The organism is Pseudomonas sp. UME65, from assembly GCF_014170225.1.
GTDB classification, from domain to species: Bacteria; Pseudomonadota; Gammaproteobacteria; order Pseudomonadales; family Pseudomonadaceae; genus Aquipseudomonas; species Aquipseudomonas protegens.
In genome coordinates this window covers 383247-399386 of the sequence record NZ_LZZQ01000013.1, presented here as the reverse complement: position 1 = coordinate 399386, position 16140 = coordinate 383247, and the positions used below count along the sequence as shown (strand labels likewise).

Here is a 16140-nt window from a genome sequence, read left to right as displayed (position 1 = left end):
CCTAGAGCGGCAGGGCCAGATAGAACTGGGTGCCCTGCCCGGGCCTTGAGTAGACGCCCATGCGCCCGCCATGCAGCTGGACGATCTCCTTGCACAGCGCCAGCCCGAGGCCGGCACCGCCCTTCTTGCGGCCCACCTGGACGAAAGGCTCGAAGATCCGCCCTTGCTGGCCATAGGCAATACCCTCGCCATTGTCTTCGACGCTGACGATCACCCGCTCGCCATGGCGCCTCGCCTGCAGGCGGATCTGGCCCTCGCTGGCGGTGTGGCGCAAGGCGTTGTCGATCAGGTTGTCCAGCACCCGCTCCAGTTGTGCGCGGTCGGCATGCAGCCGTGGCAACGGCGCCTGGATCTCCAGCAGCAGGTCGATGCCCTGCTGTTGGGCCTGCTCGCTGAAGCGGCCCTGGGCCTGCACCAGCAGTTCTTCCAGGGGGCAGGGAGCGAGGGTGAGTTTCTGCAGGCCGTTCTGATAGCGGGAAAAATTCAGCAGGTCGTTGATCAACTGCATCAGGCGCTGCATTTCCTCGTTGACCGTATTGAGCAGGTCGGTTTCCCGGGACTCCTCGGGAAAGTGCAGGCGTTCCTGAAGCAGCCCGAAGGCCATGTGCATGCCAGTGACCGGGGTACGCAGTTCGTGGGAGGCGCGCAGCACGAACTCACTGCGCACTCGTTCGAACGCCCGTTGCTCGGTGACATCGTGCAGCACCATCACGGCGCCGAGAATATGGCCCTGGGTATGGCTGACGGGGGTCAGGCTGTAGGTCAGCAGGCGCGACTCGCCGTCGACCTCGATATCCAGGTCGTCCGGCGCCCGTTCCAGGTTGCCGCCGCGCAATACCAGCTGTAGCTGCTCATCCAGCTCCGGGCGTTGCAGGGCGCTGCCCAGGCCCTGGCCGAGGCGCTCCTGGTCCCAGCCCAGCTGGCGCTGGGCCACGGGGTTGAGGTGTTCCAGGCGGCCCTGGCGGTCGATCATCAGCAAGCCGTCGTCAATACTGTCGAGCACGGCCTGCAGGCGCTGCTGGCCGGCCAGCAGCTCATCGACATTGGTTGCCTGATGCTGGCGCAGGGCCTCGGCCATGATGCCGAAGCGCCGGGTCAGCAGGTTCATCTCCGCCGCCGCCGAAATGGGCAGGGTGACGTCGAAATTGCCTTCGCCAATCTTGTCCGCAGCTTTGGCCAGGGCTTCGATCGGCCCGCCAAAGCGCCGGGCGATGGCATGGGCCGTGACGAAGCCGATGATCAGCACCGCCAGGGCCACCAGGCCCAGCAGGCCGGCCACCAGCCATGCACGGTTGCGGGCCTGCTGCTCCACCTGGCTGATGTTGTCCAGGGCGCGCTTGTGTTCGTTGATCAGCCCGCCGCGCAAGGCGTTGAAGCGCTCGGTCAGCTCGTTGTTGTCATGCAGCCCGCTTGCGGTGCTGTTGCGCTCGAAGGCCTGGTAGAAGCTCAGGTAGTCGCTACGGGCCTGCTGGAAGCCACTTTGTACCTGGGTCTGCCGATCATGGGCGATGCCTTCGTCGAGCAGCTCCAGATAATGCTGCCGGGAGGTTTCCAGGGCGGCGCGGTCCGGCTGCTTGCCGAGCATGATGATGAGCTGGTCGCCCAGGGTCTGGCGCAGCTTGAGGCCCAGGTCCAGGGTGATGAAGTTGTTGCGGATCAGCGATTCCTGGGTGCTGGCCATCTGCATCACGCTGACCAGCCCGAGCACCAGGCCCAAGAGGGCCACGGTGATCAGCGCCGAGATGCTCAGAAACAGCCGGGTGCGCAGTTTCATCGCTAACTTCATAGGGTGTTGCTCACAGGTTGTACTGTTTGCGTTTGCGGTACAGCGTCGACGCGTCGATACCCAGGGTCTTGGCGGCTTGATCCAGGGTGTCGCTGGTGGCCAGGACCGCACCGATGTGTGCCTTTTCCAGCTCGTCCAGGCTCAGGGCGGCGCCGATCCGCGGGGCGTTGTTGGTGGGTTGCTCGGCCATGCCCAAGTGGCTGATTTCCACCCGTTCCTGCGGGCAGATGATGCTCGCCCGTTCCACCACGTTACGCAGTTCGCGGATGTTGCCCGGCCAGCGGTAGTTGAGCAGCGCTTCCCGGGCTTCATCACTGAAGACCCGGGCCGGGCGCGAATACTCTTTGACGAAGCGGGCGAGGAAGCGGTCGGCCAGGGTCAGGATATCTTCGCTGCGCTCGCGCAGGGGCGGCAGGTGCAGGGTGATGACGTTCAGCCGGTACAGCAGGTCTTCGCGGAAACGCCCGTCGCGCACCATGTCTTCAAGGTTGAGGTTGGTGGCGGCGAGGATGCGCACATCGGCGCGGCGGGTTACCGGGTCGCCGACGCGCTCGTATTCCTTGTCCTGGATGAAGCGCAGCAGCTTGGGTTGAAGGGTCAACGGGAAGTCGCCGATCTCGTCGAGGAACAGGGTTCCGCCATCGGCCTGGTTGACCCGGCCCAGGGTGCTCTCGCTGGCCCCGGTAAAGGCGCCGCGGCTGTGGCCGAAGAGTTCGCTCTCCATCAGTTCGGCAGTCAACGAGGGGCAGTTGATGGTCACGCAGGATTTCTTGGCGCGTTTGCTCCAGCCGTGAATGGCCCGCGCCAACTCGCCCTTGCCGGTGCCGGACTCGCCGAGGATAAGGATGTTGGCGTCGGTGCTGGCCACCTGACGCGCGGTTTCCAGCACCACTTTCATTGCCGGGCTGTGGGAGTCCAGGCCGTCCTTGGGCTTGCGTACCTCACCTTCGAGGGCTTCCAGGCGTGCCGAGAGCTGGCGTACTTCCAGCTGCTTGGCGGTGGCCAGGCGCAACTGGTCGGGGCTGCAGGGCTTGACCAGGTAGTCTGCGGCGCCGGCCTGGATCGCATCTACTGCGGTGTCCACGGCAGAGTGAGCGGTGACGATCACTACCCGCATCCAGGGTGCCTGGGTACGCATTTGTGCCAGTACGTCGAGGCCGTTGTCTTCGCCCAGGCGCAGGTCGAGGAAGCACAGGTCGAATACCTGGCGTTGCAGCAGAGCATCGGCCTGCGCCGCGCTGTTGGCGGTGGCCACGGTGTAGCCCTCGTCTTCCAGGCAGTAGCGGAAGGTGCGAAGGATTGCGGATTCGTCATCCACCAGAAGGATGCGGCCTTGATTCTCCGGCGCTGACTCCATTTCCCGAGGCTCCTTAATGAATGATCTTTATTTAGTCCCGGAAAAATCGGGCAAGTTGCAAGGTTGATTCTGATCCATTCCAGCGCCAGCAGGTTAGATATCTCCGGCTGAAACGGCTAACAGGCTGAAATTACGCATGTTTTACCCAGAGTAGCTGCTGGGTGGGTCTGTATCAGGCTATTGGCCATTCATCAAAGTTCCCCCCTGTGATCAAAAAACGCTCACTGTTTTCCTGGGACATCGTGCATTTCGCACGGCCGGCATGGGGGCATCGTGCAGTATGCGTGTGGAATGCTTTTGGTAATTTGATTTAAGTATTTGATTTTATTGAATTTAATTTCAAAGAAAAAGCTGGCATGCAGCCTGCAATATCCCTCTCATCGAGAAGCGCCGGCCGTGGCTTCCATAACAACATCACCACCAGTGTGGGAGGAGTTTCAGGATGAATCGCCAACGTCTTGCCCAATTGCGTATTGCGCCACTGCATCTCCAGCAAGGCCTCTTCGCCGTTCTGGCGTTGCTGGTCACCCTGATCGCCGGGCAACAGTTCCAGCGCTGGCAGGACAGCCAGGCACCCGCGCCGCGAGTGCCGGTTCATCACTTCACCCAGACCCATTTCAGTTCGGTGAGCAGCCAGCTCAACGACCAGGCCCCCATGCAACTGATGGCCGTCGACCAGGCACAGCCGGTCGCGGACGCGCCACGTCAGGAACGCTGGGTGTTCTAGCACCAAGGCCGGGCCCGCAATCGGCGGCGCCGGGCTGGCTCCATAGGCAGCACCACTAATAGAAGAGTAAGGAGAATCATCATGCTGAGCTGGGCAATCACATTCCTGATCATTGCCATTGTCGCTGCGGTCCTGGGCTTCGGTGGTATCGCGGGCACCGCCACGGGTATCGCCAAGATTCTCTTTGTGGTGTTCCTGGTGATGTTCATCGCTTCGTTCTTCTTTGGCCGTCGAGGCCGAGGCTGACCATGAGTCTCACGTTGAAGACATTGACTGCCGCGCTGCTGCTGGGCGCCAGCGCCCTGGCGTCGGCGGCCAATGATGGCCAGGCACGAGCCAATCAGCTGCTGGGGTCGGACCCGCAGTTTCGTGAAACCTGGCAGGGGGTCGTGCACAAGGAGGAGCGCCTGCCCGAGTGGGTGATGAACCTCTCGGGTGATGCGCCGCAACAGATGAATGCCATGACCGAAGATGGCGATCAGTATCTGGTGGGCCCTCTGTGCGAAACCGCTCAGAGTTGTCAGAACCAGCGTTTGATTGTGGCCTTCAGTTTCGACAAGAAGCATGCCTACGCGATGCTGGTGGACGTGCCGGCGGGTTTACCCGCGGACAAGTCACCGACCCGCCACGCCAATTATCGGTTCCTCGGCAAGCCCGATGACGGCATGCAAGCGCTGCTCCAGGAGCAGTTGCGCAAGGACCCGAACTGGTACTGATGTGCAAATTGCCGATATTGCATAACAGATAGACGAAAGGGCCGCCCTGGCGCTTTCGGCTGTTGCACCACCCGAGGAGGGCGAGTGCATGACCAAGGGGCCGGGATGTTCTGATCCACGGGTGATCGGAGTGACCTAGGGGTACAGGGAGTGCCTCCGCAAGGGCCGGGTCAGGAAAGAGCGGCGGCGCAAGCTCCCAGGTCGGCCACCGACCTGATGAGCTTGCGGCGTGCTTGAATGGCAAAGTCCTGTGCTAGAGCCGTCCGTCTGACAATTTCCGTGCTCGCGCGGGAAAAAATCTTCCTTTGACTCCGATCAAACGTTTCCTGGTGTTTCTCTGCGACCGTATATCGAGAAACTTTGTGCGAATTGCGCAGCGTTTCCGGGCGCCCGAATCAGAGCAATTCTAAACTTTTTTAGCCTTTTTCCTGACCCCTCCGACAAGCCTGCACGCCGCCTGAAATGGCCGTTTCACGGCATTTTTGCCTGCCGAAATGTCGTATTCGAACCGGTTGGGACGCTCGTTTTGTTTGGAAAAACTCATGCCGATTCGGCATAGGGTAGGCGTTTACGGCATTAGACGTGCCTCCCTAGCATCGGAATAGTTGCGCCTTTTTTCGCCCGCAGAGAGCCGTAAATGCTCGTTCGGGATGACCTTATACGGGGGCCGATGCACAAACTTTTCCGCCATTGAGCGTTCCAGTTCGCGCATCAGCCCGAGTCCAACTGAAGTAAGGGTAATGATATGAAGAAGGCAAAATTAAGCCTCGCCTGGCAGATCCTCATCGGTCTGGTCCTGGGGATTGCGATTGGCGCGCTGCTCAATCATTTCAGTGCTGAAAAGGCCTGGTGGATCAGCAACGTCCTGCAGCCTGCGGGCGATATCTTTATCCGCTTGATCAAGATGATCGTGATCCCGATCGTCATTTCCTCGCTGATCGTCGGCATCGCCGGTGTCGGTGACGCGAAGAAACTGGGGCGCATCGGCCTCAAGACCATCATCTACTTCGAAATCGTGACCACCATCGCCATCGTCGTCGGCCTGCTGCTGGCCAACCTGTTCCATCCGGGCGCAGGCATCGACATGAGCACCCTGGGCACCGTGGACATCTCCAAGTACCAGGCCACTGCGGCCGAGGTGCAGCATGAACACGCGTTCATCGAGACCATCCTCAACCTGATTCCATCGAACATCTTCGCGGCCATGGCCCGTGGCGAGATGCTGCCGATCATCTTCTTCTCGGTGCTGTTCGGCCTGGGCCTGTCGAGCCTGCAGTCCGACCTGCGCGAACCGCTGGTGAAGATGTTCCAGGGCGTTTCGGAAAGCATGTTCAAAGTCACCCACATGATCATGAACTACGCCCCTATCGGCGTATTTGCACTGATCGCGGTGACCGTCGCCAACTTCGGTTTCGCCTCCCTGCTGCCGCTGGCCAAGCTGGTGATCCTGGTGTACGTGGCCATCGCCTTCTTCGCTTTCGTGATCCTCGGCCTGATCGCCCGCCTGTTCGGCTTCTCGGTGATCAAGCTGATGCGCATCTTCAAGGATGAGCTGGTCCTGGCCTACTCCACCGCCAGCTCGGAAACCGTGCTGCCGCGGGTGATCGAGAAGATGGAAGCCTACGGCGCGCCGAAAGCCATCTGCAGCTTCGTGGTGCCGACCGGCTACTCGTTCAACCTCGACGGTTCGACCCTGTACCAGAGCATCGCGGCGATCTTCATCGCCCAGCTGTACGGCATCGACCTGTCCATCAGCCAGCAACTGCTGCTGGTGCTGACCCTGATGGTCACCTCCAAAGGTATCGCCGGGGTTCCGGGCGTGTCCTTCGTGGTCCTGCTGGCCACCCTGGGCAGCGTCGGCATTCCTCTGGAAGGCCTGGCCTTCATCGCTGGTGTCGACCGTGTGATGGACATGGCGCGTACCGCCTTGAACGTGATCGGCAACGCCCTGGCGGTACTGGTCATCTCCCGTTGGGAAGGCATGTACGACGACGCCAAGGGCCAGCGTTACTGGAACTCCCTGCCGCACTGGCGCAGCAAGGAAAAACTGCCAGCAGGCGAAGCGTCCAAAGGCTAAGCGCCTATTGTGTAGGAGCTGGCTTGCCAGCGAAGAGGCCCCAAGCCCTTCAGCTGCCTGCAGATCGCCTTCGACAGCAATCCAGCCCCTACAGATGACAGGCCCCGGTTAATCCGGGGTTTGTCGTTTCTGCCCGCCCCGCTATCATTCGCCGCATCTTTCGAGGGGTATGACCGATGCTCAATGGCCTGTGGCTTGGCTTCTTTATCGTGGCAACCGTGTCGGCCCTGGCGCAGTGGCTGGTGGGTGGCAACGCCGGGATCTTCGCTGCCATGGTGGAAAGCATCTTCGCCATGGCCAAGCTGTCGGTGGAGGTCATGGTCCTGCTGTTCGGCACCCTGACCCTGTGGCTGGGTTTTCTGCGCATCGCCGAGAAGGCTGGAATCGTCGAGTGGCTGGCCAAGGTCCTGGGGCCCCTGTTCAAGCGCCTGATGCCGGAAGTGCCGCCGGGGCACCCGGCCCTGGGCCTGATCACCCTGAACTTCGCCGCCAACGGCCTGGGCCTGGACAACGCCGCCACGCCCATCGGCCTCAAGGCCATGCGCGCCCTGCAGGAACTCAACCCCAGCGCCACCACTGCCAGCAATGCGCAGATCCTGTTCCTGGTGCTCAACGCCTCGTCCCTGACCCTGCTGCCGGTGACCATCTTCATGTACCGCGCCCAGCAAGGCGCGGCGGACCCGACCCTGGTGTTCCTGCCGATTCTCCTGGCCACCAGCGCCTCGACCCTGGTGGGCCTGCTGTCGGTCGCGGTGATGCAGCGCCTGCGCCTGTGGGACCCGGTGGTACTGGCCTACCTGGTTCCCGGGGCCCTGGCCCTGGGCGCCTTCATGGCCTTGCTCGCCACCCTGTCGGCCACGGCCCTGGCGTCCCTGTCGTCGATTCTCGGCAACCTCACGCTGTTTGGGCTGATCATGCTGTTCCTGGTGGTCGGCGCGCTGCGCAAGGTCAAGGTCTACGAGGCCTTTGTCGAGGGCGCCAAGGAGGGCTTCGACGTCGCCAAGAGCCTCTTGCCATACCTGGTCGCGATGCTCTGCGCCATCGGCGTGCTGCGGGCGTCCGGGGCCCTGGATTTCGGCCTCGACGGCATTCGTCATCTGGTGGAGTGGGCCGGTTGGGACACACGTTTCGTGGACGCCTTGCCCACTGCCTTGGTCAAGCCGTTCTCGGGCAGTGCGGCACGGGCCATGCTCATCGAGACCATGCAGACCCAGGGCGTGGACAGCTTCCCGGCCCTGGTGGCGGCCACCATCCAGGGCAGTACCGAAACCACCTTCTATGTGCTGGCGGTGTACTTCGGCGCGGTAGGCATCCAGCGGGTGCGGCACGCCGTGGGCTGTGCCTTGCTGGCGGAATTCGCCGGCGTGGTGGCGGCGATTGCGGTTTGCTACTGGTTCTTTGGATGAGTTGAGCGAGCCTTCGCCGGCAAGCCGGCTCCTACTCCCTCTGTAGGAGCCGGCTTGCCGGCGAAAGGGCTCTCAATGTTTGAGCGCCCGATTGCCCTGCCCCACTGCCCAATCCACCACTTGCCGGGTCAGCGCGTCGCCGGCCTGGCCAAATCCTGTGACCACCGCCGGCACCCCGGTTTCAGCCAGCGCTTGGCGCACTTCGAAGCGCCGGCTGGCGAGGATCTTCTGGTCGTAGCCACGAATCAGCCGCGCATCCAGGCGGATCACCACCTGGGCGGCGTTGCCCTGGTATTCGGTCTGGAAGGCTTGCAGGTCGCCGCCCAGGGCCAGGTCGGTCTGCAGGTTGCTGTCATCGGTGCTCAACAGCTGGACCCGGCCATCGCGCTGGAAGCCGTCCAGCAGGCGGTTGCGCAGCAGGATCGGTGCCGGGTCGCTCCAGCGCGAAGCCTTGTAGCTGCTGATCAGGTTGCCCTGGGGAATCACCGCGATCCGTGCGCTGTTCAGCGCATCCCCGGCCTGGGGCTTGAGCAACTGCAAGGACCACGACAGGGCCTGGTTCGGCGCCGTGGCGCCGGCCTGGCTCACCGGCAGCCGATAGATGTCCAGCGGCTCGCCCTTGGGCAGTATCGAGCAGGCCCCGGTCAGGGCCAGGGCGGCGCTCAGGCCCAGGGGGGCAAGCAGGCGATAGGCACGCTTCATGGCGTGAACTCCTTGTTCTTCTCGTTACCCAGCAGGTAACCGCCGGGGTTGGCTTCCAGGCGCCGGGTGATGGCCCGCAGCGAGCTCAGGGTCTCGCGCAGCTCGCGGACGGCTGGCGCCAGGCCGTTGAGGCCCTGCATGCCGTTGTTCAGCGAGTCCTGGTTGTCGCTCAGCAGTTTGTTCAGGGTGGCGCTGCTTTGCTCCAGGGAGCGCATGGCGTGCTCGGCGCTGCCGAACATCTGCTTGCCCTGGTCGTTGAGCAGCCCGTTGGCGTTGCGCATCAGCGCGGTGGTCTGTTCCAGCATGGCGCCGGTCTGCTTGCTGATGGAGCCCAATTGCTGCATCAACTGGCGCAGGTCGTCGCGCTGCTCGGCGATGCTGGCGGAGGTCTTCTGCAGGTTGTCCAGGGTGCTGCTGACCCGGGCCACGTTGTCCGGGGAGAACATGCGGTTGGCGTTGTGCAACAGCAGGTTGACCCCGGTCATCAGGTCGTTGCTGTTGTTCAGCAGGCGGGCGATGGGCGACGGTGAGGCGATGATGGTGGGCAGTTCGCCGTCCTTGCCCTTGAGGGTCGGGCTTTGCGGCGTGCCGCCGCTGAGCTGGATGATCGAGGTGCCGGTGATGCCGGTCAGGGCCAGCTTGGCCTGGGTGTCCTCCTTGATCGGCGTCTCGCTGCCCAGGCGGATCTGTGCCAGCACCCGGCGCGGGTCCTTGGGGTCCAGGCGCAGGTTGACCACATCACCGACCTTGATCCCGCTGTATTGCACGGAGCTTCCCTTGGACAGGCCACTGACCGCCTCGTTGAAGACGATCTGGTAGTCCTGGAAGGCGCTGTCGACGCTGGACTTGGCCAGCCACAGGCCGAACAGCAAGGCGCCGGCCACCACGATCACGGTGAACAGGCCGATCAGTACATGATGGGCTCGGGTTTCCATGTCATCCCTCGTTGGTCTGTGTAGCGGCCTGGTAGGCCGCGCGGCCGCGAGGGCCATGGAAGTATTGGTGAATCCATTCGTCGTCGGTCTCGGCGACGATATCGATGGCATCCGCCACCAGTACCTTTTTCTGCGCCAGCACCGCCACCCGGTCGGTGATGGTGTAGAGGGTGTCCAGGTCGTGGGTGACCAGGAACACACTGAGCCCCAAGGCATCGCGCAGGGTCAGGATCAACTGGTCAAAGGCGGCGGCGCCCACCGGGTCGAGGCCGGCGGTGGGTTCGTCGAGAAACAGGATGTCCGGGTCCAGGGCCAGCGCCCGGGCCAGGGCAGCGCGCTTGATCATCCCGCCAGAGAGCGAGGCCGGGTACTTGTCGGCCGCCGACAGCGGCAGGCCGGCCAGGGCCAGCTTGACCGCCGCCAGGTGTTCGGCATCGGCACGGGACAGGCCGGCATGCTCGATCAATGGCAGGGCGACGTTCTCGGTCACGGTCAGCGAGGTGAACAGCGCGCCCTTCTGGAACAGTACGCCGAAGCGTCGTTCGATCAGCGAACGTTGCTGTTCCGGCAGGCTTGGCAGGTCCTGGCCGAATACCCGCACCGAGCCTTCGCTGGGCTGGCGCAGGCCGACGATGCTGCGCAGCAGTACCGACTTGCCGCTGCCCGAGCCGCCGACCACGCCGAGGATCTCGCCCTGGTACACATCCAGGTCGAGGTTCTCGTGCACGCTCTGCTTGCCGAAGCGGTTGCACAGGCCACGGACCTCGATCACCGCCTTCGCCGGCGCGCGTGGCGGCCGGCTCACCAGCCCATCTCCATGAAGAACAGCGCGGCCACGGCATCGATGACGATCACCACGAAGATCGACTGGACCACGCTGGAGGTGGTGTGGGCGCCCACCGACTCGGCGCTGCCGCTGACCTTGAAGCCTTCCAGGCAGCCGATGGCGGCGATCAGGAAGGCGAAGATCGGCGCTTTCACCAGGCCCAGCAGGAAGTGCTTCACGCCGATATCCGAATGCAGCAGCGAGAGGAACATCGCCGGGGAGATATCCAGGGACAGGGCGCAGACCACCGCGCCACCGACTATCCCCGAAAGCATCGCCAGGAACGTCAGCATCGGCAGCGACACCAGCAGGGCCAGGACCCGAGGCAGCACCAGCAGTTCTACCGGGTCCAGGCCCAGGGTGCGGATGGCGTCGATCTCTTCATTGGCCTTCATCGAGCCGATCTGCGCGGTGAAGGCGCTGGCGGTGCGCCCGGCCATGAGAATCGCGGTGAGCAGTACGCCGAATTCCCGCAGGAAGGAAAATGCCACCAGGTCCACGGTGAAGATGCTGGCGCCGAAGTTGGCCAGCACGGTGGCGCCGAGAAAGGCCACCACCGCGCCCACCAGAAAGGTCAGCAGGGCGACGATGGGCGCCGCGTCGAGGCCGGTCTGTTCGATGTGTGCCACCACCGGGGTGATGCGCCAGCGCTTGGGGCGCAGCAGGCCGCGGGCCAGGGTTTCCAGGATCAGGCCGATGAAGCCCAGGACCTTCAGGGTGTCCTGCCAGACGGTATAGACCGCGCTGCCAATGCGCGAAAGCAATTGCACGCTGACCGAGATCTCCGGTTCCTTGACCGGTACGCAGAAGTCGTTCAACGAGGTGTAGACCGTGTGCAGCAGCGCGCGGTCGGCGGCGGACAAGGTGCAGTCGGGGTGTTCGGCGGATTGCCCCAGGCGTTCTGCCCCCAGCAGTTCCACCAGCAGCGACGCGCCGGCGGTGTCCAGGGCGCCCAGGCCGTTGAGGTCGATATGGGTGCTGCTGTCGTAGCGGCCGTCCAGGGATTGGCTGAGGCGCTTGAGGTCGCTGTAGTGCGCCAGCGTCCAGTCGCCGCCGATGCGCAATTGCGCCGGGGAGTGGGCAAGGTCCAGTTGAGCGGTGCCGGGCGTCACGCTGCTAGTCATAAGCTCCGAGCTTGTGTGGCCATTTCGCAGTGCTACGTAATAGCACGATCCCGGTTACTTTGCCTCGCCGGTCTTGGCCGCGTCTTGATCTGGAGCGGTGATCTCGAAGCGCAGCACGCCGATCACCTGGCCGTCCTCGGTGATTACCCGCACCTGCCAGTCGCCCGCCGGGTTGGCGGGGAAATTCTGCTTGTGGGACCAGGCACGGTAGCCTTCCTTGCGCCCGCCATGGATGTCCAGGGCGACGCGATCCACCTCGCTGCCGTTGAATTGCCAGACGTGGTAAATGCGCTCGTCCAGGCCCCGGGGGGCGTTGATCGCGGTGTAGGCGTACAGGCCGGTGCTGCTTACCTGGGCGGTGCTGATCTGCTCCAGGCTGTCGCCCGGGGTGCGATCCTGGAGCTGGGTGCTGATGGCATCCTCGGTCAGCCACAGGGTGGCCGGCGGCACCCAGGAGCGCAGCAGCCAGCCGGTGCTGCCGATGGCCAGGGTAATGGCCAGCACGGTCAGGGCACTGCGCAGGCTGCGGATCGGCAGGATCGAGGCCAGGCTCGGAAAGGACAGGAGCATGGCGATGCCCAGGGCCAGCTTGAAGCTCTGGGCGGTGGTCAGGTGCAGGATCAGCGGCAGGGCCGTGAGCAAGGCGGCGAACAGGGTCAGGGTGTGCAGCGCCAGGAACAGCCAGCGGCGCGGGGCCAGCCATTTGTAGTACAGCGGGTCAGTGATGGAAATCAGCGCCGCGGCGCCGAGCAGGCCGGTGAACACCAGTTGGCCACTGTTCCAGCTGGTGGTGATGAAAAAGAACGGCAGGACGAAGAACAGGCTTTCCTGGTGGATCATCTGCGTCGCATAGCGCAGCAGCGGCTGCGGGATCTCGCGCTTGAAGACCTTGGTGAACAGCTGGGTCAGGCTGTTCTCCAGCATCAGCCAGACCCAGCTCACCAGCAGGATCACGGCGATCCACGAGGCCAGGCTCTGTTGCCGGTCCACCAGGATGAAGCTTCCGACCCCGGAGATGAAACCGCCGAGCGCAATGATCCCCGGATAGCGCTTCATCAGTTCGAGAATGCGCTGGATAAGGAGGGTCAGGTTCGGCATCGGGGGGATCACAGTCAGGGCAGGAAAAACCGCGACAGGATAACGTCGGCGGCGGTCCGTGGCGAGGGAGCTTGCTCAGGTGCGCAGGCGCTGGTGAGGTAATCCGGCCAAGGTGATCGCATTGCCCTGTCCCTGGGGCTGCTGCGCGGCCCGGCGGGAGCAAGCTCCCTGGCCATGGGTCAGCGGGCCCGGCGGCGCAGCAGGTAGACGCCGAAGCTGCCGAGCAGGACCAGGGACAGCAGGCCGCCGATCAGCCAGAGCAGTTGTTCGTCACTGAGCAGCGGTTGTTCGATGCGCAGGTAGCCCGGCTGCTGCAGCAGCTGGCGCAGGGCCAGGTTGGCCTGTTCCAGGCTCACTGCTTTCAGGCGCCTGGCCGGGTCGCTGAAGCGGCCGTTGTCGAAGTCCCCGAGGGCGCTCCAGTAATAGTCCGCCAGGGCGCTGTTGCCCTGCACGGCCCAGGCCTGGCGATCGATGGCAGCCTGTTTCAGGCGGGCGAAGGTGGCCGGGTCGAGGCCGTCCTTGAGCAGCCGTGCCTTGAGCTGCTCTACCACTTGCCGGGCTTGGGGCAGGTCGTCGCGCTCAAGGTCGGCATTGAGGCTGAGAAAGCCCACGCCACCGAAGACTTCCCGATCACTCCAGGGGCCGTAGGACAATTCGTGCTCAAGACGCAGTTGGCGATACAGCGCCCAGTCCAGGTAGTCCTTGAGCAGGTCGAAGGTCTCGTCGTGCTGCTGGTCCAGCACGGGCTCGGGAAACAGCCAGTGCAGTTGCGCGCTCTGCCCTACCCAGCCATGGACCAGGGTGCGCTCAGGGGCGGCGGTGCCCTGGATCTGCGGCAGGTCGGGGTGTTCGCTGGGTTCCACCGGCTCCAGGGCACCGTAGGTGCGCTCCAGGTAGGCCGGTAGCAGGCGATCGAGCTCGCCCACCACGATCAGGGTCATGTTGTTGGGGGCGTACCAGTCCTTGCGTACCTGCTCCAGCTGGGCCAGGGTCAGGTTTCCGACCTCGGCGCGTTCGGCGCATTTGAGCCCCAGTTCCACCGCCAGCTGGTTGCCTGCCTTGTGTCCCAGGTCCTGGCGGTCGAGCCAGCGTTGCAGGTGCGAATAGTGACCCCCGCCTTCGCGTTCCACCACTTGCTTGGCCGCGGCCACGGCGTTGTCGTCCAGGCGGGTATGGGTCAGCAGCGACAGCAAGAGGTCCAGGACCTTGCGCTGGTTGCGCGCCGGGGCCTCGATGACGAAGGTGGTGTCGGCATTGCTGGTGTAGGCATTCCATTCGCCGCCCAGGGCCTGCATGCGTTCTTCCAGGCCGCCTTCCCCGCTGTCATCCACGCCGCTGAACAGCAGGTGTTCCAGCAGGTGCGGCAACTCCTTGTCGGCACAGGCGAAGTCGTCCAGGCCCACCCCCACCACCAGGCGGATCGCCACGTGGCCGCGTTCGCTGCCGGGCTTGAGCAGCAGTTGCAGGCCATTGGGCAGGGTGTAGCCTTCGACCTGGAAACGATCCAAAGCCCATCCTTGTGCACTGCCCAGCAACAGGCAGGCGAATAACAGACAACGCATAACAAGCTTCCTTACGGCGTGCGTAAGTTCTACAGACTTCGTGGGACTGTGGACGTTCAGGGTGAATGAGTGATGTCAGCCATCTCTTCGACCTCCAGCGCGCCGGTGTCCGAGGTTTCCAGAACCACGTAGGCACTGCTGCAGAACAGGGAGTTGAGGCGCTTCATGTCGGCGATCAGCTCCAGGTGCAGGGAACTGGTCTCGATGCTCTGGACGATCTTGCGTTGCAGGCGGCTGACGTGGGCGTGGGCCAGGCGCCGCTCCTGGGCGCGGAAACGGCGTTTTTCCCGCAGCAGCTGGCGCGCGCTTTCCGGGTCGGCGCTCAGGAACACCGAGAGCCCCAGGCGCAGGTTGGCGATCAGTTGCGCGTGCAGCCCGGTCAACTCTTCCAGGCCAACCTCGGAGAAGGAGCGGCGCTGGGAGGTCTTCTGCTGCTGGACCTTGCGCAGCATGCGTTCGATCAGATCGCTGGCCAGCTTGAGGTTGAACGCCAGTTCGATGATTTCGGCCCAGCGCCGGCTGTCCTGGTCGCTGAGGTCTTCCCGGGGCATCTGCGCCAGGTACAGCTTGATGGCGCTGTACAGCGCTTCGACGTCGTCGCTGAGGGCGCGCAGCTCCTGGGTGATGGCGGTCTGCTTGCCCTGCAGCGCGTCGCGCATCGCCTCCAGCATGCTGTCGATCAGGTCACCGATGCGCAGGGTTTCGCGGGCGGCGTTGGCCAGGGCCAGGCTCGGCGTGGCCAGGGCGGTAGGGTCCAGGTGCCGCGGGCGAGCGCGGCCGTTTTCCTGGGGGCGCTCCGGCAGCAGCCAGGCGCAGAGCCGGGCCATGGGGCCAACAGTGGGCAGCAGCAACAGGCAGCGGGCGGTGTTGTACAGCAGGTGGAAGCCGATCACCACTTCCTGGGGGCTGAAGTCCAGGCTGTCCATCCAGTGGGCCAGTGGGTCGAGCACCGGGATGATCAGCAGCAGGCCGATGAGCTTGTACAGCAGGCTGCCCAGCGCGACCTGGCGCCCGGCGGCGTTCTGCATGCTGGTGCTGAGGAAGGCCAGTACCCCGCTGCCGATGTTGGCGCCGATCACCAAGCCGATGGCCACCGGCAGGCTGATGACCCCGGCGCCGGCCAGGGTCGCGGTGAGCAGCACCGCCGCCAGGCTGGAATAGGACACCATGGCGAACACCGCTCCCATCAGTGCATCCAGGAGAATATCGCCGGTCAGCGAGGCGAACAGGACCTTCACGCCCTGGGCATGGGTGATGGGGGCCGCGGCTTCGACGATCAGTTGCAGGGCCAGGATGATCAGCCCCAGGCCGATGCCGACCCGGCCCAGCTGGCCGGCGCGGGTCTGCTTGCGCGAGAGAAAGAAGATCACCCCGAGGAAGATCAGCAGCGGCGACAGCCAGGACAGGTCGAAGGTCAGTACCCGGGCCATCAGCGCGGTACCGACGTCGGCGCCGAGCATGGTGGCCAGCGCCGGGGTCAGCGCCATCAGGCCCTGGCCGACAAAGGACGTCACCAGCATCGCCGTGGCGTTGCTGCTCTGGACCATGGCCGTGACCAGGATCCCGGCAATGAACGCCAGTGGCCGCCTGGCCATGTTCTGGCCGATCACGTGGCGCAGGTTGGAGCCGTAGACCCGCAGGATGCCGGTACGGACGATATGCGTACCCCAGATCAGCAGGGCCACGGCGGAAAGCAGATTGAGCAGGGTCAGCATAGAGGCCCCCCCTGGGGTGAAGTGCCCCAAGCGGGGCGAGTGGACGTTGTTGCGCGACGTTCTACGTTATGTACTTAAGCTGTAGTTGGCTAACGCACGAGGCGCCAGC

14 protein-coding genes are annotated in these 16140 nt (G+C 64.0%); 5 read left to right on the top strand and 9 right to left on the bottom strand.

Features of this window, described 5'->3' with window-relative positions:
• Position 1 precedes the first annotated feature (1 nt).
• Positions 2–1786 (bottom strand): KinB sensor domain-containing domain, encoded by a 1785-nt coding sequence (locus A9971_RS16610; protein ID WP_011058478.1) that lies wholly within the window; start codon positions 1784–1786, stop codon positions 2–4.
• A gap of 10 nt (positions 1787–1796) precedes the next feature.
• On the bottom strand, positions 1797–3143 hold the full coding sequence (gene algB, locus A9971_RS16605) for a sigma-54-dependent response regulator transcription factor AlgB (protein WP_011058479.1): 1347 nt from the start codon (positions 3141–3143) through the stop codon (positions 1797–1799).
• 442 nt (positions 3144–3585) lie between these two features.
• Here algB and A9971_RS16600 point away from each other — a divergent pair, with 442 nt between their 5' ends.
• The 5 genes from A9971_RS16600 (at position 3586) to A9971_RS16580 (ending at position 8069) form a co-directional block, all read left to right on the top strand.
• A complete protein-coding gene (locus A9971_RS16600) occupies positions 3586–3870 on the top strand; it encodes a hypothetical protein (protein ID WP_015633659.1) in 285 nt (94 codons plus the stop codon).
• Between the two features lie 81 nt (positions 3871–3951).
• Entirely contained in the window at positions 3952–4116 is a 165-nt protein-coding gene (locus A9971_RS16595) for a DUF1328 domain-containing protein (protein WP_003170804.1), read from the top strand.
• A gap of 2 nt (positions 4117–4118) precedes the next feature.
• Positions 4119–4586 (top strand): inhibitor of vertebrate lysozyme family protein, encoded by a 468-nt coding sequence (locus A9971_RS16590; protein ID WP_019095623.1) that lies wholly within the window; start codon positions 4119–4121, stop codon positions 4584–4586.
• Positions 4587–5331: 745 nt separating this feature from the next.
• On the top strand, positions 5332–6663 hold the full coding sequence (gene gltP / locus A9971_RS16585) for a glutamate/aspartate:proton symporter GltP (protein ID WP_011058482.1): 1332 nt from the start codon (positions 5332–5334) through the stop codon (positions 6661–6663).
• Positions 6664–6839: 176 nt separating this feature from the next.
• On the top strand, positions 6840–8069 hold the full coding sequence (locus tag A9971_RS16580; RefSeq protein ID WP_019095624.1) for a nucleoside recognition domain-containing protein: 1230 nt from the start codon (positions 6840–6842) through the stop codon (positions 8067–8069).
• 72 nt (positions 8070–8141) lie between these two features.
• Here A9971_RS16580 and A9971_RS16575 read toward each other — a convergent pair whose 3' ends face one another.
• From A9971_RS16575 to A9971_RS16545, 7 genes are all read right to left on the bottom strand, one after another.
• A complete protein-coding gene (locus A9971_RS16575; protein WP_053154839.1) occupies positions 8142–8771 on the bottom strand; it encodes an ABC-type transport auxiliary lipoprotein family protein in 630 nt (209 codons plus the stop codon).
• Positions 8768–9706, bottom strand: coding sequence for an MlaD family protein (locus tag A9971_RS16570; protein ID WP_011058485.1), 939 nt, complete (start codon positions 9704–9706; stop codon positions 8768–8770). The genes A9971_RS16575 and A9971_RS16570 overlap by 4 nt, the downstream gene beginning before the upstream one ends.
• 1 nt (position 9707) lies before the next feature.
• Positions 9708–10511: an ABC transporter ATP-binding protein gene (locus tag A9971_RS16565; RefSeq protein WP_011058486.1), complete on the bottom strand. Its 804-nt coding sequence runs from the start codon at positions 10509–10511 to the stop codon at positions 9708–9710.
• Positions 10508–11656 (bottom strand): ABC transporter permease, encoded by a 1149-nt coding sequence (locus tag A9971_RS16560; protein WP_011058487.1) that lies wholly within the window; start codon positions 11654–11656, stop codon positions 10508–10510. The genes A9971_RS16565 and A9971_RS16560 overlap by 4 nt, the downstream gene beginning before the upstream one ends.
• A gap of 54 nt (positions 11657–11710) precedes the next feature.
• Complete coding sequence (locus A9971_RS16555; protein WP_015633662.1) at positions 11711–12754, bottom strand: DUF5924 family protein; 1044 nt, start codon at positions 12752–12754, stop codon at positions 11711–11713.
• A 179-nt stretch (positions 12755–12933) separates the two neighbouring features.
• On the bottom strand, positions 12934–14316 hold the full coding sequence (locus A9971_RS16550) for a pitrilysin family protein (protein WP_053160586.1): 1383 nt from the start codon (positions 14314–14316) through the stop codon (positions 12934–12936).
• Positions 14317–14372: 56 nt separating this feature from the next.
• A complete protein-coding gene (locus A9971_RS16545) occupies positions 14373–16031 on the bottom strand; it encodes a Na/Pi cotransporter family protein (RefSeq protein ID WP_011058490.1) in 1659 nt (552 codons plus the stop codon).
• Between the last annotated feature and the right edge of the window lie 109 nt (positions 16032–16140).